Source organism: Methanolobus tindarius DSM 2278, assembly GCF_000504205.1.
Taxonomy (GTDB): domain Archaea; phylum Halobacteriota; class Methanosarcinia; order Methanosarcinales; family Methanosarcinaceae; genus Methanolobus; species Methanolobus tindarius.
On sequence record NZ_AZAJ01000001.1, the window covers coordinates 2,358,452 to 2,380,901 of the forward strand.

Here is a 22,450-nt window from a genome sequence, read left to right on the forward strand (position 1 = left end):
CGGAACTTTTCGACTCCACATTTCTAAAGATAACTAAAATAATACAGTTATTGAAAATTAGTGAAAACGGGCTATGTTGGGATACTACTTTGAACTTCTATGCCAAATTGTCGGTATGCAGAAAAAGAGGTGAAGTGAATACATTTTTTATGCATCTATTCATAGCATTTTTTTGGAAGTGCCGGCTTCGCCGTACTCCCCGGGCTGGTTAAAGTATTCACGACTTCCACTATATTCTAAAGACTACTGAAAGGATGAGATAATAAAGAGTACTATAGTTTACTAAACTCTTCATCACTAACAGTCTCTAACCATTCGTTCCGGGTGTTTTCTCCCGGTAGTTCAAAAGCAATATGGGAGAACCAACTGTCGGCCTTTGCACCATGCCAATGCTTCACTCCTGCCGGAATATAAACTACAGAACCTTCATGCAGACTAACTGCTTCTTTTCCTTCTTCCTGGTACCAGCCTTCTCCGGCAGTGCAAATAAGCATCTGTCCACCACCACTTTCAGCATGGTGTATGTGCCAGTTATTGCGACATCCAGGTTCAAAGGTTACATTTGCTAAAAACACTGGAGTTTCTCCGGGTTTTGTCAACGGATTCAGGAAGGAATCTCCTATAAAATATTGTGCAAACATCTCATTAGGCACGCCTGTTCCAAACATATTTGCCTTTTCAAAATCCTCTTTATTCATGTATTTCATTGTTTATTCCTCACTAGTTCTAATTGTAGTTATTATGTCTAAGTAATTTATCAGGCCAGTTCTATTAAAATATCAAAGCTGCCATTTAATGAATCCATGGTAGAAGGTTCACAGTCAATAACACCAAGATTTACAAATTCACCATAGCAATTTTCTTCATTATCAAACAAAATTGTAAAATAATCTCCCCGGGTAGTAAAGTCAATATCACCATTTTTCCATCCGGGGATCAGGTCTTCATCAGTAAATGACAATGGTTTTTCCATTACGCCACAAACATCAAACTCATATCTGCTGGCATGGATTGTAAAGGGAAGTCTGCTGATGAGTTCCCTTGCAGGTTCACTATCATTTAGTATTCCGGGAATGACTGTGCTACCAAAATGCATGTTAATTTTTGTTCCGTTTTTTATTTCGCGAGTTGTCATATCCAGATTCTCACTTGTTAGTAATAGAAAAAGTTAAAATTTGAAAAATAGAAAAATGATCTTCTATTTTTCCATATACTTTTAGTTCAGATTTTCTTTGAAGAATGATTCCAGCTTGTCAAATGGAATATAGTCATTGTCTCCGCCATCGTAAAGATCGATGTGTCTTGCACCCGGAACAATTACAAGCTCTTTTGGTTCGGCTGCTTTTTCATATGCTTCTTCAGTATAGTATCTGGAATGAGCATTCTCTCCCATGATGAAAAGAATTGGTCTTGGGGAAATTGTCTCAATGTAGTTCATCAGAGGGAAGTTCATGAAGGACATACCGCTTGTTGCAGTAAATGATGCTCCTGCATTTGGATGGAATCCTCTTTCCATAGCATAGTATTCAAAGAATTCACTTGTAACAGGATCCATTCCTTCTGGGATTTCTGTTGCTGGTTCACGAGGGAATCCAACAGGAACCAATGGGCTTCCGTTCTCAAAGTCTACCCATCTCTGCTCAGCCATCTGGGCTAAAGATGCAGCACGCTGATCATCGGTCAATGAATATGCAAATCCATCTCTGAACATGCCGCTAATATCGTACATGCTTGCAGTAGCAACTGCCTTGATACGTGGGTCAACCTGAGCTGCAGTTAGTGCAAATCCACCACTGCCACAAATTCCAATAACTCCAATCTTATCTCTGTCTACAAAGTCCCTTGTACCGATGAAGTCAACCGCTGCACTGAAATCCTCAACAAACAGGTCCGGGGATGAGATATGTCTTGGTTCTCCACCACTGTCACCATTATAGGATTCATCGAAGGCCATGGCAACAAAGCCTCTCTGTGCCAGTTCCTGGGCATAGAGTCCTGCTCCCTGCTCCTTTACTCCACCGTAAGGTGTTCCGACAATAATTGCAGGATATCTTTGGGACCTGTTTATATCTTCAGGCACGTATAAATGACCTGAAACCTCGGCTCCAAATTTATTCTTGAATCTGACTTCTTCTAAAATTACGTTTTCACTTAGTTCGAATGTAAGATCTCCAGGATCATATCTTCCCTGTTCGTTATTTTCTACATGTTATCTTTCTCTGAATTTTGTTCTGTAGTAATTACTAAATTATTGTATTGTTCATCTGTAACGTCTCCAAACCATTCTGCAGCACCTGCACCTGGATTGGTGGTTACTCCGACATGTTCAAATGTACTATCTGCTGTTGCACCGTGCCAGTGTACGATATCTGGTGGAATTTCCACAACATCACCAGATTTCAGTAATCTTGCCGGTTCACCTTCTTCCTGGTAATAACCTTCTCCGCTGGTAACAAACAGAAGCTGTCCTCCTGGGTGGGAATGCCAGTCGGTCCTTGCCCCTTTTGAAAATATCACGTTATATGAAGGAGAGTTGTAAGTATCGTCAGTCACAAGCATTTCCACCCATACGTCTCCTGTAAAACTGTCTTCAAGTGGACTTCCGGCAACATTATTTCCTCTTGGGAATATTGTGTCATCTTCAAGTTCACTATCAGAATCACTTATGCATCCTGTAGCAAAAATGAACATCAAAGAAAAACTCAGCATAAGTAATCTGGTTTTTGTATTTTTTGTCATTTTGTTATCTCTCTATTTTTGTGTATGATTGAGTAATCAGTCATCGTTTTTAGTATAAGATAAACTAATATGTATCTCGTGGAGTGACTAATCAGTCAAAATTATATATTCAATACTAGTATATAATACTAAGCATTACAATGTTCTAATTACTTTTGCCGGTACACCAGCTACAACAGTGTTAGGAGGCACATCCTGCGTAACTACAGCTGCAGCGGCTACTACGGAGTTCTCTCCGATTGTCACACCTGGTAAGATAGTTGCAGCAGCACCGATCCATACATTCTTTTTGATCCATATGGGAGTGGATACCAATTCTTTTCTATGTGCCGGATCCAATGGATGATTGGATGTAAGAAGATTGGCTTTTGGTCCTATTTTGGTGTCGTCCTCGATAGTTATCCCTCCCCTATCCATAAAGGTACATGCATGGTTGACAAACACATTTTTACCGAGCTTGATATTCCGTCCGAAATCGGTATAGAATGGAGGAGTTACTCTGGTTGATTCGTCAACCTTTGAACCTATTATTTCACTTATCAGACTTCTAGCTCCATCCTCATCATGATATGAAGTGTTCAGTCTGGTCGTTAGTTCTGCAGTTCGAAGCATAACTTCCTTTAACTTTGGAAATTCAGGGTCATCTATAGAAACTGTTTCTCCTGACCTGTCACGTTCAAAAATGTCCTTATTCAACTTTTTTTCATCCATTAAACTTTCTCCATAATTTGCCATGAAATTTATTCCGGTATCAGCTCGTTCAAAGCTGCAATAGCATTCAATGTTCGTGGGTATCCGATATATGGCAAAAGCTGTGTGACTGTGCTGAGAAGTGTTTCCTTATCATTCCCTACATTCAGATTACCCATAATATGTCCTTTTAATTGAGGCTCACATCCTCCCAGCGACAGGAGCATGGAAAAGGTAAGGAGTTCTCTCATTTTTACATCCAGACCCTTTCTGGTGTAGTAATCACCAAAACAATTCGCAGACAGATATTTTTGAATGTGGATCTGATTTTTCGGTGCTGCTTCATACATTTGATCGATAATAGGGCCAAATATCTGCTTCTGTACTTCCAGTCCCTTTTCAAACCGTGTTTCAGGTGAAGTCGTGGACTGACCTTCTAATGGCAGTTCAATCCCTCTGTTTTTCAGTATTTCATTGCTGGCATGGACAAAGTCAACTGCTTTTGCAAATCCCACATATGGTATGGATTGATATACAATCTCCTTAACCTCTATTGGAGCTACACCAATGTTAAGCGCACCTTCAAGCATTACTTTATATTCACTCAAGGTCTGGCTTGCTATCATGGAGCTCAGAATTACCATCATCCTGGTCTTTGTATCCAAATTCCCATAGCTGATAACTTCGTCAAATGTAAAATTATTGAGAACTTCCATAAGTTCCGGATCGGTTGCATTCAAATCCGACTTATTTTCAGGGAATAATTCTTCCAGATTCTTTTTTGCTGTTTCACTTAAACTCATTATTAAACCTCACTTTCATTGTTGGATAATTCATGAAAAATCTTTATATGAAATTATCATTCTTTCATGGTAAAAAAAAGCAAGGACCTGGTATGGTCCTATTATAAGGTTGACATGTCAATTACATATCGATAGCGAGCTTCCTTATTTACGACCTTCTCCCATACCTCATTGATCATTTCAGGCTCTATCATCTGAATTTCAGGATAGATCTTGTTTTCAGCACAATAATCAACAACTTCCTGAGTTTCCGGGATTCCTCCAATAAGTGATCCGTTGAAGTTCACCCTGTTGAATATCATATTGAAGTTGTTAATTGTGAGTTCTCCGCCAATTGGTTGTCCCACCTGGGTGAAGTATCCATATGGTTTTACGCAGTCAATATATGATGACATGTCGTATGCATATGGAACTGTGGATATCATGAAATCCAGTTTTCCTCTCATTGGCTGCAGGTCTTCTGCTGAGTTTACAACAATAACTTCTGTTGCTCCGAATGCAAGGCAGTCTTCTTTTTTGCTCTCAGTTGTTGTAAAAGCGTAAACTTCAGCACCTTTAGATACGGCTAATTTGATGGCTATGTGTCCCAGGCCACCAATTCCTACAACTCCGACCTTGTCTCCTTTTTCGATATCTACTTTCATTAAAGGTGAATATGTGGTAATACCTGCACACAATAATGGAGCAGCATCCTGAAGCTCAATGGAATCCGGTATCTTTATTGCAAAATGCTCGGTGACAACGATGTTCTGGGAATATCCTCCCTGACTTATACCGGTAGGTGATGATTCTTCCAGATAACCATAGGTCATTATAGTTTCACCCTTGTCGCAATGATGTTCTTCACCATTGTTGCAGCTTTCACAGTCCATACAACTGTTAACCATACATCCAACACCTGCACGGTCACCTACTTTGAAATTTTTTACGTTCTTCCCGACAGCAGCAACAATACCCACAATTTCATGGCCCGGTACCTGTGGATATTGTTGTGGTCCCCAGTGCCCTTTGATCTGATGAATATCGGAATGACAAACTCCACAGTATTTAATGTCAATTAGAACATCATTATCGCCTACAGGTCTTCTTTCAAAAGACCAGGGGGACAATTTTCCTGAATCATCTTTTCCAGCATAACCCTTTGATTGAATATTTTCTGCCATATTTTAACTCCTCTTCTCTACTTTGTAATTTGGAACATCATTTTCGTTTCTAGCTTTTTTCAGAACCTGCATCATATTCACCATCCATGTGATTGAGCAATCAGTCACGTGCATGTGGATGTCGGTAGCTGAATCATAAGCAACCACGAGTGACTAATCAGTCATTGGTATATTATGTTTGCTGGTATATAAAGATAAGCATATTGGATGCTTTGTCCGAAAAATAGTGTATTTATTGGATAGTTCATACCTTCTACTACGTTAGAACATATTTTAAGGAATATATTGAAATAGACTCAAAGATACATTCAGTGGTTTTGTCAGGATAATGTTGCCACTACTTCTTTATAGTAAGGAAATTATCATTCTTACATAAAAAGGATAAAATTAAAATTATCTTGTGATGTATGGGGTTTCTTAAATGAATATATATCGAACGAAAGAAAAAATAATGTATTTCATTCTAATCCTAACTGTATGTGCAGTGGTAGGATACTTTTCTCATGATTTAGCAAGTGGAATACGTAGTGGAATTCTAATAGGAATCGGATTTGCTTTCATTGGTCCGATGGTTTTTAAGAATATACTTGAAAAACAATAAAATTTCATAATACATTTTGTCGGTCTCAGCTTATCGGTACATCGGGAGAAACCTGTATCGTTTCAGAAATCCCACCACGAAGCTGGAGATGTTTCCATCTCTGAATCTAACAAAACTGTCTCACCGATCATTGGAGCAATTATGTCCACTTTTTTTTTGTTTGCTTCTTCAATTGCCCTTTCTATTGGTTCATTCCAGGCATGATTAGCCAGTGTAAATGCTCCCCAATGCATCAGCATCATGGTTTCACCCTTGACATCCAGATGAGCCTGTACTGCTTGTTCCGGCACCATATGAATTTCAGACCATCTCCGGTCATATTGGGCACCTTCCATCAGGGTGATGTCAAAAGGTCCGTATTTGTTTCCAATTTCCTCAAAGTGCGGACCGTATCCTCCATCTCCGCTGGTATATACCCGGTTTTTACTTCCCAGAATTACCCATCCACCCCATAAAGTAGTATCAATGCTGAATAGATCTCTTCCTGAGCCATGTCTTGATGGTGTAAGAGCAACAGTCAAACCCTGATACTCCGCTTCTTCCCACCAGTTGAGTTCTGTGATTTTTTCCTCCGGGATACCCCATCTTATCAGATGAGCACCACATCCAAGAGGAACAAAGAAGTGAGATACTTTGCTGTTTAATTTTACAATGGATTGGTAATCCATGTGATCGTAATGATCGTGTGTTATGAGTACTGCATCAATTGGTGGCATTTCATCAATGATATTCATCATGATATCTTCGGTGTATTCATATCTGTTAATTCCCACAAACGAAACCGGTGAAGCAACAGGACTCAGCATAGGATCGAGCAATATTTTATTGTCATCAATACTCAGCAGGTAAGCGGAGTGTCCCAACCAGGTCAGACTATCGTTTTTACTGTTCACCTGATTCCAGTCTATCGCAGAAACAGGGATTGGATTTGCAGGATCACGGTTTACGACTTCGGAACCTGAAGAATCATTTGATGATGTATCTGGCGAATCTACGAATACACTTGTTGGTAATTCGTTTACAAAATGTCCGTCGGCATAGTTACTTAATTGTTGATATGCTTCTTTTTGCTCTGATGTTGGATCTCCTCCAAAAGCCGGAGCTACATTCATGAATACTATTATTCCGGCAAAAAACAGAAGCAAAAGCAGGAATGAATGTAATACGACCTTTTTGAGTTTGATCTTTTTTATTTTTTGAATCACAAGAACACCAATTTCTTTAACACCTTGTTTTTATTCTCCACTATAGGATATTACAGAACAATATCTATAATAATTCCTGTTATAATTGCAAACAAAATCGTATATGCCAGATAGATACTGAATTGCCTTTTACCCAGTACTATTTTCACAGCACCAAGATTCGTAATTTTCGTTGCAGGCCCTGTTACCATAAATGCTGCAGCAGCACCCAGACTCATTCCATGTCGCAGCCATTCCAGTAGTAAAGGAATAGTACCTCCGCCGCATACGTATAAGGGTACTCCTATGGTTGCTGCCAGCAATACTCCAAATCCCTGCTGGCTCCCGAAAAGGCTGGCAAATGCATCAGGGGATACATAGCGTTGAAACATCGCTGAAAGCAAGATACCCAGAAAAAAATAAGCTCCTGTTGCCCTGATATTTCTCCTGATATTTTTTATCAGGCGCATCAGCATATTGGTGTCTGTATCCCTGTTTTCCGGCAGCACAAGCGTTGAAAAATTGAAAAATCCTTTTTCACGGAAAAATAACCTGACACAGAGGCCGGCCAGAATTCCACAAATGATACATGAAATTAAACGTATGGAAAAAACTGTTTTGCCAAGAGCGGCACTGTAAATGAGCAGTTGAGGATTGAGCAAAATAGAGCTCATCATGAATGCAGCAAGCCAGTCATCCCTCATTCCTTTTTCAGAGAATGAAGCTGCAATAGGAATAGTACCAAACATACAAAGAGGGGAGGCGATTCCCAGCAGACTTGCCGGAACCACTCCGAATAATCCAAGGCGTTTGTTCTGTATGGAAACGAACAATCTGTGAATTTTCTCTTTCCCAAATACGGAAATTACTGAGCCCAGGATAATACCGAAGACCCAGTATATTGCTATCTGGTTGAACAGGACGCTGGAATAATACCAGAGATATATGACTTCTCTCTGAAGTATGTCAAGCATCCAGATTCACCAATTCATATTCCTGACTACCTATGCCAATTCCTGCTGCATAGTCAAGGATATGTGTACCGTTTCTTGACTCAATCCTCTCAATTACATGTTCTCCGTCAGGTGCTGTGTAAATCTGGTCAACACTAGCCTGATCAAGAGCTACAGGATCAAGGGACGCCATGATTCCTATGTCTTCCATAGTTGGTTCAGCCGGACTGGCAACACAATCACAATCAACAGAGATCCTGTTTAAGACATTTATGTAGGCTACGTTATCTCCAACATCATCCATGAATGCACCATTGGCTTCTGCCATCGATTCCAAAAAATCGTCCTGTGGTGTTTCTCTGAAGGCATCCCAGATCTGACTAACATCGTCATAATTTCCTGCACCATGTACACTTGTCTTTCCATTAGCTGATGCAATACCTATTGCCACATTCTTTAGGGCACCTCCAAAACCGCCCATTGCATGACCTTTAAAGTGAGAAAGAATTAACCATGAGTCATAATTTGAGTAATGTGAACCAACAATGAATTCGTCAAGGTGTTTTCCATTACTTACCGGAAGCGACATTTCACCTTTTTCATCCATTATGTCTGTTGGAGCAATAGCTGTGAATCCATGATCTATCATAACTTGTTTATGCATTGCTGTTTCAGCCCTACCGCCACCGTAAGCAGTATTGGCTTCAACAATAGTACCGTTCACTAACTGAACCAGATCTTTTATAAATTCAGGTCTGAGATAATTGTTATCTTCACTGCCTGGTTCCCCACTATGAAGCTTGACTGCAACATTTCCGGTAAGATCACGGTTCATTGCTTCATAAACTGCAATTAAGCCTTCCGGACTGATGTCAGTGGTCATATAGACTTTAGGAACTTCAGTTGACATGTTATCCTTAGCAGTTGTCATCTGAGAATTTTCTCCTGGATTGTTGCTATCGGCTTCCAGTCTTTCCGAATCAGTTTCTGATGCGCTGTCATCTGTGATGCATCCCGCAATTAAAGAAAACATCAGAATGGAAACCAGCAAAATAGTAGTCTGCTTTCTCATTTTCATTAACTCTCCTTTCTATATGTGCAAATTTTCAATGATTTTTATGAAAGTGTATGCGTCTTAATGTTATATGAGTGACCGGTCACTCATATATGTGGAGAAAAAAATATTATTTTTTGGCAATCCCATTCCATACAACCTGAAATCCATCTTCAATAGCTTTATTCTTATCCTGTGGTTCTGAAAAAAGAATAAATTCTACTATTGTCCTGCTTGATTGATAGAACATTGAAATGATCATTCCTTCAGGGTAATCTCCCAGCTCACCATTTGCTAATCCTTCTTTCACAAGATCATGGAAGAAAATATACTCTTCCATAACTACTTCACGGGTATGGTTTGTGATGTAAGGAGAAGAACAGAACTGTCCTACAAAAAGGAATTCATTCTGGTTTTCCAGTCCCCATTCTGCCAGGTTATACCACATTTTCCTTAGTTTTTCCTTATAGTTTTCCTGTATATGGACATCTTTTCCCATTTCACGGCTTAGTTCACCTTTAACCTCAAAATACAGGCTGTTGATGAGATCTTCTTTTGTAGGGAAATAGTTGAATAAAGTGCCTGTGGCTACTCCTGCCTCTTTTGATATCTGGGCTGTGGATGTACCATGGAAGCCTCTTTCAGTAAAGAGCTTCAGGGCAGCTTCTAAAAGAGCTGCTTTTTTGTCTTCAACCTGTTTTTTCATGGATAATCTCTGGTATTGACTAATTAGTCATTTTATGTTACTAAAAATGGTTTGTTCTATAAATACCTTTTGTATATCTTTGTTCATCTGATTGAGTTTTAATTATTCGTACCTCAATGCGTCCACTGGTTTCATTTTTGATGCATTATATGCAGGTATAATTCCTGAAATAATTCCTATAAACATTGCAAGACCAATACCAAGCAGCATCAGGTCAGGAGCAACTGTCATTCCTGTGGATGAACGTGTCATTGGAAGTCCGAGGTAAGGGAAAAATGATGTCAGTATCAGACTTAAAACAATACCAAGTACTCCTCCCACAAAGCCCACAAGTGCGGAGTTGAAGAGGAATATCATCATAATATCACTATTTTTTGCACCAATAGCCTTCATGGTTCCTATTTCTTTTGTCCTTTCCAGTACGGATGTAAACATTGTATTTGCAATACCCACAGAACCTACTACAAGTGATACACCTGCTATGGCTCCCAAAAATATTGTAAACGATGCCATCATCTCACTGAAGGATTCTGCCATTGATAATGAATCTGAAACACTGAAATCACGGTCATCATCGTTCATAACATGCCTTGAGATCATGAGTTTCTCTTCGATGTCCTCTACAACCGTTTCAACATTATCCACATCATCAGCTTTTACAACAATACTGTCAAATACGTCCGTTTCAGCATCATCGATGATATCTACTGCAGAATCTATGGGCATAATGATAGCACTATCACTTTCCCCTTCTGCCAGTATTCCTACAACTCTGTAGGACCTTCCTTCAATAGCAAGCAAGCGGTTAAGGCCAATCTCCTGGTCATACATCTCATGAGCTATCCTGTAACCTATGACTACAACGTTATTATCGGTGGCTTCAAGCAATCTTCCGGATTCCAGCTCATAAGTCACAGTATATTGCCAGACCTGAGGATCAACTCCTGTTACAGAAAGGTCTGCAGTTTCACCCATGAAGTAGACTTCCAGACCACTGTCTGCTATCTGGCCATAGATGTAACCAATGTTCTCTACCAGCTTTATCGCCATTATATCCTTATCTGTAAGTTCTGCATCCGAGGATGAAGTGCTGCTTCCAAAGCCACCTCCTCCACCTCTAAAACCTGACATTGCCTGCGTGTAACCCGGGGTCACCGTGATAAGTGTAAGATCCAGGTCAGCTAATCTCTCTTCCATGTCTGCTTCCATACTGTCACTTAGTGCCATGATGGTAACAACTGATCCAACGCCTATTACAATACCTATTATGGTGAGCCAGCTTCTGATCTTACTATGTACCAGGATATTAGTAGCAAGTTTTAGGTAGGTACTTTTTCTCATTGCAGTTTCTTCCCAATTTCATTTCATCCGCTGTTTTTCATTGATTGACTAATTAGTCATTTTAAGTTTAATAAAATTGTACATATAAATACTTATGCTAAATTCAGATGATTATTCCTAAATAGACTATATCATAATCATCATGGATTCGCAATAAATAGAAAACTATAATATGGATAAAATGTTGTTCTGACTATGGAAGGGCCACTTGGTAAAATATACGGTATGCCGGCAGCGGTACTGCTGGTTGTTGGTATGGTTTTGAGTGCGTTTCTTTTCTATAGTCTCATGAAGGCAGCAGAAAACGGGAACGTATTGATGGTTGTAATTCTTTCAATAGCAATATCCATCGTAGCTTTTGTAATAAGCAAGGCAATCAAGTTCCAGAATATGAAAAAGTTTTGATTGAACTGATTGAACTATTATTCAGGTTCAACGTATTCAATGATCAAATCTGGATTTCCTGCTGACAGCTTGCTGATACATGCCGATGATCGCAAGTAAAATAGACTCCTGCACTTTGACTTTGACTTTTGCTTTTTCTTTTGAGGTATCGGTCACATTGCTGTATTCTATCATAACCCAGCATTGTTCCAAGTATAAAGTCTTCCTCAGGAGTGTAATCTGAAAGACTTTTATTCCCTATCTTTTTGAGAACACTGATACATCTCCTATCACCAAAAAAGACATTGATCTTTTTATCCGAAGCTTTCTGGATATGATAGTTGACATTCTTTTTTTCAAGCAGGTCAGTTATCTCATTTTCTAAGTCTGTGGTAGAAGTATGTAATATCAAATGCCTCAGACCTTTCTGGTATTCATAGATATGATGGCGTAAAACTTGCATGTTGCCACGCATGTACGAATTTAAAAAATCATCACTTACCTTTTTCACTTGAATACACCTCTTGTTTTTGATACTGTTTATCCGTTTCTTTCAGATGCAAGTTATTCACTTTTCAGAACCTGAGTAATATTCTGCATCATGCCATACTCTGAAATGTCTGAAACGTTGCTGTGTTCTTCTTGGCAGTCTCCAATCCATAATTTTACTCCTTTTAGACTGTTTCTGAAATTTTATTTATTATTTATTTTTTTTGTGTTTGAAGGCTACCATACAACACCTGGAGAAGAGTGTTCTGCTTAAGGAAAATGACCAATCTGGTTGCAATAGATAACCAATTTTTGTTTATTGGCAGGTGTTATGTTGTATGGTAGCAACACCTACTAGGTGTTGTGAGTATTTATTTATTTTGGTATGCCTAATATTTGTGAAGGTACCTATTGTAAAACTGATATTCTTTTAGATTTAAATACGGCAGGAAACAGGAATATTTGAATCGGATTTGATTTCATCAAAGTCAAAACTCAGAAGATTAGCTACCAGCACGGATAATCAAAAAGCAGCAAAAATGTATAAAAAAGAAACCAAGATAAAGAATGAAGGCAATAATTTCTTACTGAATTCTTTTTCTTGATTCTTCCACTTCGTCAATTATACCTGGATATTCCCTGAACATCACCAGTATGTCAAGGGCTGCAACAAGATCAACAACACCTATAGCACCAATGGCATCCCCGCCGAGTGTTCTTATAGGAGCAACCATGACCGACTTACCCTTGTAAACACCTTCTTTTGGTACTGTCCTGATACTCTGGTTTATCCTCATGACCTCTTCTAGTACCGGACCTGTGTAGTCTCTATCAATTATCATACCTCTTTCCATACGAATTCCCTTGCAATTGAGACTGCGAATCGTAGTCGGTATGCCTATCAGGGCGTGTACAGCAGTTGCTATGGGCTCCAGATCATCAGCCGTGGAATCCGGGCATATGTTCAGGCAAATCGAACCATTTAATTCTTCACCGCATGTCATTTTACTCACCTTCTATTTTGTGGAAAGAACCTAATTTTCATATTTAATAGCTGTAATGTATTCATGTGCCGATATGGCTGCAACCGCACCATCTGAGACAGCTGTAACCACCTGCCACATGGAAGTCCTGCGACAGTCACCTGCTGCAAAAATGCCGGAAACAGAGGATTCCATTTTATCATCGGTTACAATGAAACCTGCACCTTTCTTTTCTACATCCACCATAGATGTGTTTGGGTTAATACCAACATAGATGAAAAGGCCATCAATTTCCATTTCAGTCAGTTCATCTGTTTTTGTATTCCTGAGGACCACTTTTTCAACAAGGTCGCTGCCCTTTATCTCCTGAACAACTGTGTCCCAGATGAATGTGATATTCTCTTTATCAAAAGCTCTTTTCTGAAGAAGAGAACAGGCTCTAAGTTCATCACGCCTGTGAACCACATAGACTTTCTCGGCAATATCGGAAAGTATGAGTGCATCGGTAACTGCAGACTCTCCTCCACCTACTACGATTACATTCAGTCCCGAGTAAAAAGGACCGTCACATGTGGCGCAATAGGAAACTCCTTTTGTCAGGAATTCATCTTCACCGGGAACACCAAGTCGTCTTGGATTTGCTCCTGTTGCAACGATTACTGCCAGAGCTTCAAAATCGCCGTTGTCAGTGACAATAATCTTTTTGTCACCTTCATCTTTGACGGTTTTTACATCTGCACTTTGGGTTTTGACACCAGTTTGCTCTGCATGCTCCCTGAACTTGTTCATGAGTTCCATTCCTGATATGGAAGGAAAACCGGGGTAATTCTCAACCCTGTCAGCGGTTGCTATCTGGCCGGGGACAACGTTCTTTTCCAGCACAAGGGTATCCAGACCGTAGCGCACGGCATAGATGCCTGCTGTCATTCCCGCAGGCCCTCCGCCAATAATCACAAGATCATACATATTGATCAGCTAGCATCACAAACATTGCTTGCCTGGGCTTTGTCAGGAACTCCTACAAATGCAACCTTATCATCAATGATTGTTGTAGGTATTGAGCGGATCTTGAACTTCTTTGCAAGTTCTTTTCCCTCAGGAGTGTCCAGTTCTACTTCCTCGTACTCAAAATCACACTGTTCCTTAAGTTCGCGCCATATTTTTTTTGCAGTAGGACAAAAATGACACCATTCCGAATGTACTAAAGTAACTTTAACCATATTTTCCACACTCCTTGTATTGGTTATTAATCTATTAGTTAGGAGAGTATATCAAATTAATGACTGTAAAAAGTTAATTATCGCTGTTAACTTACTGTTGAAGCTTGAATCTATAAATTTTCATTTGAAAAAGTATATCACTAATAAACAATATTTTCAATGATGGAGGGATTGATATATCAAGATATTCCATCGATGAGTTTGTAAAGAATACAGGTCAGAAAGATCTTGGACAGGGCAAGTTTGAACTTGAACGTGACAGGATGCTTGAAGTGAACCTTGATGGTCGTGTATGGATCAAAAGAGGTTCAATGGTTGCTTACCTTGGTGATGTAAAATTTACCCGCGAAGGTGTGCTGGAACATGGCCTTGGAAAGATGATGAAAAAAGCGGTTACCGGTGAGGGTGTTTCCCTTACAAAAGCCGAGGGTGCCGGTAAAGTTTACCTTGCAGACGGCGGTAAGAAAATATCCATACTCAACCTCAAAGGCGAGGCAATTTATGTGAATGGAAATGACCTTCTGGCTTTTGAAGAAAGTATCAACTGGGACATCAAAATGATGAAAAAGGTGGCTGGAATGATGGCCGGCGGACTTTTCAACGTAAGGCTTGAAGGAACCGGAATGGTTGCTATTACAACACACTACGACCCGTTGACATTGATGGTAACTCCTGACAGGCCAGTATTTACCGATCCGAATGCAACTGTTGCATGGTCAGGAAACCTGCAGCCTGATATAAAAACGGATATTTCCCTGAAAACACTGGTTGGAAGGTCAAGTGGTGAAAGTATACAGATGGCTTTCAAAGGACAGGGTTTTGTGGTAATCCAGCCTTATGAGGAAATTCCTTACGTAGTTCCAACTGCATGAGTAAATTAAAATCATAAAAAGTTTCCAGTTAGCACTCAATTGATTGGGTGCATACTTTTTATTTAAGTCGTAAAATGTCAGGTATTGACAAGTCCTGCTATTACGACTACTGCCATCAGCATGAGTGTGTACAGGAAGAACATCAGTCCTACCTTTTTGGCACTGATGATTGCATCGTTATTCATTGTTAAGCTCCAGTCACTATCAATTATAATTATAGGCTTCAAAAGTATATAATGATTATTAGTTACAACATATCTATATTTGATTGCACATTTCCACATTAATTTAGTAATTTCTACTTACGGGCTTAAAAATTCTGGCTGGCCCCATGCGGAAGATTTCATAAACTTTATATAGAGAATGGTTTGAACTATATGTATCAGACGTGGGGGTGGTCTCATCAGGGCAGATCACCTCAATAGATTCAATCTTAAAAGGTGGTCTGCCTCCCGATCGAATACATGGAACGGTGAGATTAGGATCATAACAACATACACCCCCACATACGATACCCTTTTCCTGTATTCTTTGTAATCTGTAATATTTGGTATTCGGTAAAAACAACTTCCGGATGTACTTGTAAAGAGTTATATTATTTGAATACCATTACGGGGCAGATGAAATTAAAAACGCCAATGTACATGGTAGCAGCAGGGCTCGTTATTATCTTTCTTGTTGCGGGCATATTGTCAATGTGCAATATTGCAGGAATTGACCTTACTGAAAGTGCATGTGATGCAGCAGGAAATCCAACCGGAAATCCTCATACGCTTCCATCTGTCATTTTCAATGTGGGGCTGACCGGAATGTTCATGGTGCTTATCGGAGTTGTATGGACAGTCAAGTCTTATTTCTTCGCATAATCAATTCACATTTTTACTGTTTTTGGGGTCAGCAGTTTCATTGTATTTTGTGAATACAAGTGCAAAATAAAGAAATGCTCCTATCAGGTTAAGAAATATCAGGACCATTGACCAGATTAGTTTTTCATTCTGCCCCTTCACGGGAAATTCAGTTTCATTTCTCTGCAGGCAATCAACAAGCATATTCACCCAGAACGCAAAAAACAATAGTATTATCCCCCAGAGCAATTGGCCAATTTTAAATGTGAAAGGAATTACTATCAGCACAACTAATGCCAGAATTAGCCATTTCATTATTGAATTTACAGCTTTTTGATTAAATTTCATAATTTTCTTCCCAATTATTTATTCTTGAAATGATGAAATATATCTAAAATTAATAATATTTGATGTAAATTAATTTACAATAACTTTTCGATCAAATGCATATAAGATAGAAAAGGACGTAGAAAAAATAAGATTACAGGTACAGGAATATTCACAAAAACAGATCGCATTCCCTAAACAAATCTCTTATGAAAGAGAATTCATTCAAATTCATCAAACAGTTTACCGGTTTTTGGAATTGAAAATGTAAACTTACTTCCTTTGGAAACTTCGCTTTCAAGCTTAATTGTGCCATCGTGTAGTTCTACTAATTTTTTTACAAGAGCAAGACCAAGGCCTGTACCTTTCTGGTCTTTACTTAAGGAAGAATTTAGCTGTGAGAAAGGGTCAAATATTTTTTCGTGGCATTCAGATGGAATTCCGATACCTGTATCCTCTATCGATATCTCTATTTTATGATCAACTGATTTCCCGGTGACATCTACTGCTCCTTGCTCGGGAGTAAATTTCAGGGCATTGCTAATGAGGTTCAACATAATTTGTTTTAGCTTACACATATCCCCCTCAAAAGTGATGTTGTTTTCTTCCTGTTTAAAATTCAGATTAATCTCTTTGTACGAGGCTATAGGATATACCATGTGTTCTATTTCTTTTAATAGTTCGTTCATATTGACCTGTTCGAGACTAAGTTCCATCTTTCCGGCTTCCACTTTAGAAATATCAAGCAAGTCATTTATAAGATTAAGCAGATGTTTGCCACTTTCTTCTATATACCCCATATAGCGCCTTTGCTCTTCATTCAATTCGCCAGTCTCTCCCCTTTCCATTGCTTCAGAAAATCCTATTATGGAAGTAAGAGGCGTTCGCAGCTCATGACTCATATTTGCAAGGAACCAGCTTTTAGTATTGTTTGCTTCCTCTGCTGCTTTCATTGCATTGACAATAGCCTTTTCTGCATTTTTGCGCTCTGCTATGTCATTGAACGTTATGAGTATCATAGGAGTTTGTTCATAAATGCTGAAGAATCCAAAGTGTTCCTTGATCTCTTTTCTCCCTCTCATCTCCATGTAAAGTATATTTCCCTCCCTGCCTTTAAAACGCAGTTCCAGCGTTTTATCTTCAGGTTTTTTAAAAAAAGCCTTAAAACGGGACATATATGCAGACCTGTCTTCCTCTACAATATACTTTGAAAGGGGATTACACATATTCTCACATTGTGAAAGATCGATAAGCTCGCAAAGCAACTGGTTAGCCTTTCGGATCATTCCGTTCTCATCCAGTAGTGCATAGCCAATGGGGGCCCGATGGAACAATTGGTAATAACTCTCTCTCTGGAGAACAAGTTCCTCCTGTGATCTTTTCAGTTCCTCATTCTGAAGTTCCAGTTCTATCTGGTGCACACGTAGTTCATGAAGGATTGCCTGTATGTTTTCATCAGGATTTTCTTTTACGGTTTCCTCCTTTTCCAGCTCGTTAAGTCGTGTGTGTGCTTCTTTTTTCAAATCCTCTAAGCTCTTATCCATATAAGTGCCCCATTTCGATTATCAATTTTCAGATTTTCATCATATTTGTACAACTGTCTTTTCCCTAATCTATACTATAGAATATAATTACAATTTCTCCATTGGGAAGCATGTACATATAAATTTCATACTTTCCGTTGGTATTTTCAACATCAAATGTATATGAGTCAATGTGAGAAGGCAATCCATTTTTCTTTACACTGAGAATCAATTCCTCTAAGGTTCCATCCTTATCCGGTAGCAATTCAAACAGTTTGTTCCCAACTACATTCTCTCGCTTAACGGAAAAGATATTTTCTGCGGCACAATTAATTTCCTTGATATCACATTTACCGGTAGATTCACAATTGCAGACAATTGCCGGGCTTGTTATCATTTCATAAAGTACATCATACTTATTTCTTGCATTTTCAAGCTCCGATATCATATTTGATTGTTCTGTGATATCCTGAAAAGCCCCGTAAACCCTGACGATTTTATTTTCATTTTTTTCTGCTTTTCCTATTGCTCTGACCCATTTTATCTTTCCCTTATTGGTTATGAGACGCAGCTTAAGATCAAAAGGATTCCCTTTTTCAAGGGCATTTTTAACTGCGTTTTCAATTATAGGCCTGTCATCAGGATGGTAGAAATCAATTCCATTGTGGACATCATGATCAAAATCAGGTTCTACTTCGTGTATTCTGTAAACTTCTTCAGTCCAGATTGTTTTCATTGTAGATGTATCGATCTCCCACCCACCTACTTTAGCGATAGATGCGGCTTCTTCTTGCCACATTTCTTTCTTTTCAAGGGTACGCTGCGTTTTTTTGAGAGTGGTTATGTCTATTACTGTAAGAACTATACCGGAATATTTGTCATTTGATATAAAGTATGGAAGAACTTTTAGGAAATACCATCTGTCATCCTTTGTGTGAACTTCATTCTCATAACTTCTGTTGTTCTCATGTACATCCTTTATAATGGTGATTAGATCAATATCAACTACTTTATTGGCGATTCCTTCCAGTGGCCTTCCAATATCGTTGTCTACCAGGTGGAAGATCTTTTCGATCATGGTGGTATATTTACGGATCTCAAGATTCTCATCAAGGAATAATGTTCCTATTTGAGTATTTGCCATGAGATTCTCCATATCCTGATTTAGTTCAGTAAGTTCTATTATCTTAGCCTGGAACTCTGAATTTACAGTGTGCAGTTCTTCATTAACAGACTGAAGTTCTTCGTTTGTAGCCTGAAGTTCTTCGTTACTTGCAAAAAGTTCCTCGTTTGTTGCCTGAAGCTCTTCATTTGATGTTTCGAGTTCCTCTATGGTTGCCTGCAGGTTCTCGCGGGTAAACTGTAATTCCTGTTCAAGGTCTGATATACGCTGCTCAACGATCTCTTCCATATCATATTCATTTTGATCAGGGTTTTGATCCTGTACAGGAATTATATTCTCCTTCAGTATAATTGCAGCAAGAGGAGTCTGGTTATTTCGGGAAGGGAGGAGTTTTATCTCAATATCGAGTTTCTTTTTTTCTCCCTTTATGCTTGCCTTTACATTTTTATATCTGACTTCTTCTTTGGTGTTGAATACTTTCTGAAGACCAGTGGTAATAGGTATGGACAGGTCATTTGATGCCATTCTTGAAATAGTGAATACCATTTTTCCGGAAGGGACCTTGAAATATCCTTCTGTGTCGCCTATTGTGTAGACGATCTCCATGCTTTCATTTGCTATGATGGTCACAGGAAGATATTCATCCTGTATAGTATCCATGATCCTTTCAAGCAACTTTTCATCCTGTGTTTGTTTCCATGTTCTGGTTTGCGGAACGTATTCATTTTTAGCTCTGGAAACATCCATCGTTATATTGCGGATCTTCTGGATATCAAGGGTCTTTGCCTTTCCTCTTGAACGATATATTTTCCATTTATGGTTCATAGGCTCAAAGTTATCAGACATATCACCTGTGGTTTCACTGGGTCCCAGGAATAGTATTCCACCGGGCTTTAGTGAATAATTGAAAAGTTCAAGTACTCTGGATTGAAGCACAGGCTGGAGATATATGAGCAGGTTCCTGCAGCTTATAAGATCAATATTCGGGAAAGGAGGATCCATAAGAACATCGTGTTTTGCAAAAACTATCATTTCCCTTATTTCTTTACTTATACGGAATTCATTATCAGTTGCAATAAAATATTTGTGGAGTCTTTCAGGATTTACGTCAGAAACTATTGCTTCAGGATAACGACCGCTGGCTGCTTTAAGAATTGCATCTTCGTCAACATCAGTTGCAAAAATCTTAACATAGATGTGTTTGCCAATCATTTCCATTGTTTCTTTCAGGATAATTGCAAGGCTGTAAGCCTCCTCACCGGTGGAGCATCCTGCCACCCAGATGCGGATCTCTTTTTCGCCGGACTTGTTAATAATGTCAATAATAGATTTCTGGGCTATGTAATCAAAAGCATCTTTGTCTCTGAAAAAATGAGTTACTCCTATAAGCAGTTCCTTGTAAAGATTTGTTATCTCCTGTGGATTGTTTTCCAGATATCCCACATAATCCCTGAATTCGGAAATATGGTTTACAACCATTCTGCGTTCTACCCTTCTGACAACCGTGTTCATCTTATAATGTGTAAAGTCAACTTTGTGTTTTTTTCTTAAAAGGGAAAAGAGCTTGCCCATGCTTTTCTGATCTGAAAGAAGTACATTCGTCTCTGCAGGGTTGCTTGCATAGGGATGCTCAATAAAGGAGATGAGTTGCTCAGGCATTTCCCTTGTTGTCAGTACGTAGTCTACGATTCCAGTAGATATGGCACTCTTTGGCATACCGTCAAATTTAGCGGAATCTTCTCTCTGGACCATCACCATGCCACCTTTTTCCTTGATGGCTTTTATTCCCCGCATACCATCACTGCCGGTTCCTGAGAGGATTATGCCAATGGCTTTATTTCCCTGGTCTTCAGCCAGCGATTCTAAAAATATGTCAATTGGGAAATTCGGAACCCTGTGATTATCGTGCTCGCTTAAGAGTAGTTTGCCGTGAAAAATAGTGAGATTGTTTTTTGGAGGAATAAGATATATCTTGTTTGGTTCTACAAGCATCCCTTCTTCTGCCCTTAACACTTCCATCTTTGTCCTTTTAGATAGTAGTTCCACCATCAGGCTCTTATAATCAGGTGAAAGGTGTTGTATTATCACAAATGCCATTCCAGTATTGGAAGGCATGCTGTTGAATACTTCTTCAATGGCTTCAAGGCCACCTGCTGATGCTCCTATGCCTACTATGTAATGGGAAGATTCAAATCCACCCTCTGTAATACCCACCGAATTCATATTATACTCCTGATTATTGTTGTCAGAAGTATATCTAATAATATATTAGATATTTGTCTTTTCTAACACAAGAAACACTATTAAGTGACTATTTACTCACCAATTATGTTTTTGTTGCACACTAGTCCCAATCACATTACGATGCGATTTTATTTTATATATATTTACCTATAAATTCAAATTTTGCTGCACAATGTGAAAAATGATTTCATATATTTATAATAATATCTTAATAACAATGTGGATAATGCATGCTACGCATTAATTCCAATTTTTTTATTAAGAAACGTAATAGAATTATTATAATATCTTTTCTTCTTGATTATTATTTTCCAAATTTGATGAGTTGCGGCATATAATTGTCCGATAATAAATTTGTCGTTTAAATTATCTTGCTGAATCACTTTTAATGCCTTTTCCTATTTTTACTCTGTCACAGCGTTAATCTGATATATGCGGGAACACCTAATCAGGCTGAGAAACATTAAAGGAGATAATTATGAGTTCCAAAGATAACCTTAAAGCAGCATTTACCGGTGAATCAATGGCAAACAGGACATACCTGGCCTTTGCAGCAAAAGCTGATGCAGAAGGATACACTCAGGTAGCTAAACTTTTCAGGGCTGCAGCAGCTGCTGAAACAATCCATGCACTAAATCACCTCAAACGTATGGGTGGCATCGGTTCAACAGAGGATAACCTGAAAGAGGCTATCAATGGCGAAACTTATGAATTTGAGAGTATGTACCCTTCCTTTATTGAAGAAGCAGAAAAGGAAGGCGATGACAAGGCTCTCTGGAGTTTCAAGGTCGCAAACGAAGTGGAAAAAACCCACGCAGCTCTTTACGAAAAAGCCCTTAAAGAACTTGGCAGCAACGAAGAAACAGATTACTACGTTTGCAGCGTCTGCGGACATACCCACGAAGGCAAACCTGAAGATAACTGTCCTGTCTGCGGTGCACCTGCATCCAAATTTGATAAGATTGACTAAATCTCAGAGTAATATATAATATAAAATAACGAGAGCATAAGCATTATGCTTATCTCTTTAACAACTTTTTTTATTCAGGATTTCCTGTCCTGCTTTCTTCATCCAGAAAAGACGCAGTAGCTTTTTGAATGAATGCCATTTCGTCCAGTGAGAAATACATAAAGACATCCTCCCCGGTGTGGCGATTGCATTTCATGATACGTAACCACTTGTCTGAATAAGAGTTTATACGGATA

Annotated in this window: 25 protein-coding genes; 4 read left to right on the forward strand and 21 right to left on the reverse strand. The window is 38.9% G+C overall.

Annotated elements, in window-relative coordinates; translation table 11 throughout:
• Positions 1-272: 272 nt before the first annotated feature.
• The 13 genes from METTI_RS11370 to METTI_RS11430 form a co-directional block, all read right to left on the reverse strand.
• Positions 273-707 (reverse strand): cupin domain-containing protein, encoded by a 435-nt coding sequence (locus METTI_RS11370; RefSeq protein WP_023845964.1) that lies wholly within the window; start codon positions 705-707, stop codon positions 273-275.
• A 50-nt stretch (positions 708-757) separates the two neighbouring features.
• Positions 758-1,135, reverse strand: a complete 378-nt coding sequence (locus METTI_RS11375; RefSeq protein ID WP_023845965.1) for a cyclophilin-like fold protein — start codon at positions 1,133-1,135, stop codon at positions 758-760.
• Between the two features lie 81 nt (positions 1,136-1,216).
• Entirely contained in the window at positions 1,217-2,140 is a 924-nt protein-coding gene (locus tag METTI_RS11380) for an alpha/beta hydrolase (protein ID WP_048135413.1), read from the reverse strand.
• Positions 2,141-2,202: 62 nt separating this feature from the next.
• Positions 2,203-2,739, reverse strand: coding sequence for a cupin domain-containing protein (locus tag METTI_RS11385; RefSeq protein WP_023845966.1), 537 nt, complete (start codon positions 2,737-2,739; stop codon positions 2,203-2,205).
• A gap of 135 nt (positions 2,740-2,874) precedes the next feature.
• The gene (locus METTI_RS11390) at positions 2,875-3,450 is read right to left on the reverse strand and encodes a sugar O-acetyltransferase (protein ID WP_023845967.1); all 576 of its coding nucleotides are present in this window, start codon (positions 3,448-3,450) and stop codon (positions 2,875-2,877) included.
• Positions 3,451-3,479: 29 nt separating this feature from the next.
• Positions 3,480-4,232, reverse strand: a complete 753-nt coding sequence (locus tag METTI_RS11395; RefSeq protein WP_023845968.1) for a carboxymuconolactone decarboxylase family protein — start codon at positions 4,230-4,232, stop codon at positions 3,480-3,482.
• 101 nt (positions 4,233-4,333) lie between these two features.
• Positions 4,334-5,395: an NAD(P)-dependent alcohol dehydrogenase gene (locus tag METTI_RS11400; RefSeq protein WP_023845969.1), complete on the reverse strand. Its 1,062-nt coding sequence runs from the start codon at positions 5,393-5,395 to the stop codon at positions 4,334-4,336.
• Positions 5,396-5,398: 3 nt separating this feature from the next.
• The gene (locus tag METTI_RS15845) at positions 5,399-5,542 is read right to left on the reverse strand and encodes a hypothetical protein (RefSeq protein ID WP_156916278.1); all 144 of its coding nucleotides are present in this window, start codon (positions 5,540-5,542) and stop codon (positions 5,399-5,401) included.
• Between the two features lie 516 nt (positions 5,543-6,058).
• The gene (locus METTI_RS11410) at positions 6,059-7,201 is read right to left on the reverse strand and encodes an MBL fold metallo-hydrolase (RefSeq protein WP_023845971.1); all 1,143 of its coding nucleotides are present in this window, start codon (positions 7,199-7,201) and stop codon (positions 6,059-6,061) included.
• 50 nt (positions 7,202-7,251) lie between these two features.
• Positions 7,252-8,154, reverse strand: coding sequence for a permease (locus tag METTI_RS11415; RefSeq protein WP_023845972.1), 903 nt, complete (start codon positions 8,152-8,154; stop codon positions 7,252-7,254).
• Positions 8,147-9,211, reverse strand: coding sequence for a DUF362 domain-containing protein (locus tag METTI_RS11420; RefSeq protein ID WP_023845973.1), 1,065 nt, complete (start codon positions 9,209-9,211; stop codon positions 8,147-8,149). The genes METTI_RS11415 and METTI_RS11420 overlap by 8 nt, the downstream gene beginning before the upstream one ends.
• 106 nt (positions 9,212-9,317) lie before the next feature.
• Positions 9,318-9,893 carry a TetR/AcrR family transcriptional regulator gene (locus METTI_RS11425; RefSeq protein WP_023845974.1) on the reverse strand — a complete coding sequence of 192 codons (576 nt, stop codon included), beginning with the start codon at positions 9,891-9,893 and terminating at the stop codon, positions 9,318-9,320.
• A 102-nt stretch (positions 9,894-9,995) separates the two neighbouring features.
• On the reverse strand, positions 9,996-11,234 hold the full coding sequence (locus METTI_RS11430; protein ID WP_023845975.1) for an ABC transporter permease: 1,239 nt from the start codon (positions 11,232-11,234) through the stop codon (positions 9,996-9,998).
• Between the two features lie 195 nt (positions 11,235-11,429).
• On the opposite strand from METTI_RS11430, the gene METTI_RS11435 reads away from it, so the two are divergent.
• Positions 11,430-11,639, forward strand: coding sequence for a hypothetical protein (locus tag METTI_RS11435; RefSeq protein WP_023845976.1), 210 nt, complete (start codon positions 11,430-11,432; stop codon positions 11,637-11,639).
• A gap of 43 nt (positions 11,640-11,682) precedes the next feature.
• Here METTI_RS11435 and METTI_RS11440 read toward each other — a convergent pair whose 3' ends face one another.
• The 4 genes from METTI_RS11440 to METTI_RS11455 form a co-directional block, all read right to left on the reverse strand.
• Positions 11,683-12,081: a DUF2023 family protein gene (locus METTI_RS11440; RefSeq protein ID WP_084324067.1), complete on the reverse strand. Its 399-nt coding sequence runs from the start codon at positions 12,079-12,081 to the stop codon at positions 11,683-11,685.
• A gap of 610 nt (positions 12,082-12,691) precedes the next feature.
• Positions 12,692-13,111, reverse strand: a complete 420-nt coding sequence (locus tag METTI_RS11445; RefSeq protein WP_023845978.1) for a DUF2111 domain-containing protein — start codon at positions 13,109-13,111, stop codon at positions 12,692-12,694.
• 30 nt (positions 13,112-13,141) lie between these two features.
• A complete protein-coding gene (gene trxB / locus METTI_RS11450; RefSeq protein WP_023845979.1) occupies positions 13,142-14,056 on the reverse strand; it encodes a thioredoxin-disulfide reductase in 915 nt (304 codons plus the stop codon).
• Between the two features lie 5 nt (positions 14,057-14,061).
• Positions 14,062-14,310, reverse strand: a complete 249-nt coding sequence (locus tag METTI_RS11455; RefSeq protein ID WP_023845980.1) for a glutaredoxin family protein — start codon at positions 14,308-14,310, stop codon at positions 14,062-14,064.
• 176 nt (positions 14,311-14,486) lie between these two features.
• On the opposite strand from METTI_RS11455, the gene METTI_RS11460 reads away from it, so the two are divergent.
• Both METTI_RS11460 and METTI_RS11465 read left to right on the forward strand, forming a co-directional pair.
• Positions 14,487-15,182 carry an AIM24 family protein gene (locus METTI_RS11460; protein ID WP_048135417.1) on the forward strand — a complete coding sequence of 232 codons (696 nt, stop codon included), beginning with the start codon at positions 14,487-14,489 and terminating at the stop codon, positions 15,180-15,182.
• Positions 15,183-15,802: 620 nt separating this feature from the next.
• Positions 15,803-16,048, forward strand: a complete 246-nt coding sequence (locus tag METTI_RS11465) for a hypothetical protein (RefSeq protein WP_023845983.1) — start codon at positions 15,803-15,805, stop codon at positions 16,046-16,048.
• Here METTI_RS11465 and METTI_RS11470 read toward each other — a convergent pair whose 3' ends face one another.
• The 3 genes from METTI_RS11470 to METTI_RS11480 all read right to left on the reverse strand — a co-directional run bounded on the left by METTI_RS11470 (position 16,049) and on the right by METTI_RS11480 (position 21,223).
• Positions 16,049-16,375, reverse strand: a complete 327-nt coding sequence (locus tag METTI_RS11470) for a PLDc N-terminal domain-containing protein (RefSeq protein ID WP_023845984.1) — start codon at positions 16,373-16,375, stop codon at positions 16,049-16,051.
• A 200-nt stretch (positions 16,376-16,575) separates the two neighbouring features.
• Positions 16,576-17,898 (reverse strand): PAS domain-containing sensor histidine kinase, encoded by a 1,323-nt coding sequence (locus tag METTI_RS15250; protein ID WP_023845985.1) that lies wholly within the window; start codon positions 17,896-17,898, stop codon positions 16,576-16,578.
• 64 nt (positions 17,899-17,962) lie between these two features.
• Positions 17,963-21,223: a chemotaxis protein CheB gene (locus METTI_RS11480; protein WP_023845986.1), complete on the reverse strand. Its 3,261-nt coding sequence runs from the start codon at positions 21,221-21,223 to the stop codon at positions 17,963-17,965.
• A gap of 499 nt (positions 21,224-21,722) precedes the next feature.
• Between METTI_RS11480 and METTI_RS11485 the strand changes: the two genes are divergently transcribed.
• Entirely contained in the window at positions 21,723-22,214 is a 492-nt protein-coding gene (locus METTI_RS11485; RefSeq protein ID WP_023845987.1) for a rubrerythrin family protein, read from the forward strand.
• Between the two features lie 70 nt (positions 22,215-22,284).
• On the opposite strand, the gene METTI_RS16210 is transcribed toward METTI_RS11485, so the two are convergent.
• Positions 22,285-22,410, reverse strand: a complete 126-nt coding sequence (locus METTI_RS16210) for a hypothetical protein (RefSeq protein WP_281170045.1) — start codon at positions 22,408-22,410, stop codon at positions 22,285-22,287.
• Positions 22,411-22,450 lie beyond the last annotated feature (40 nt).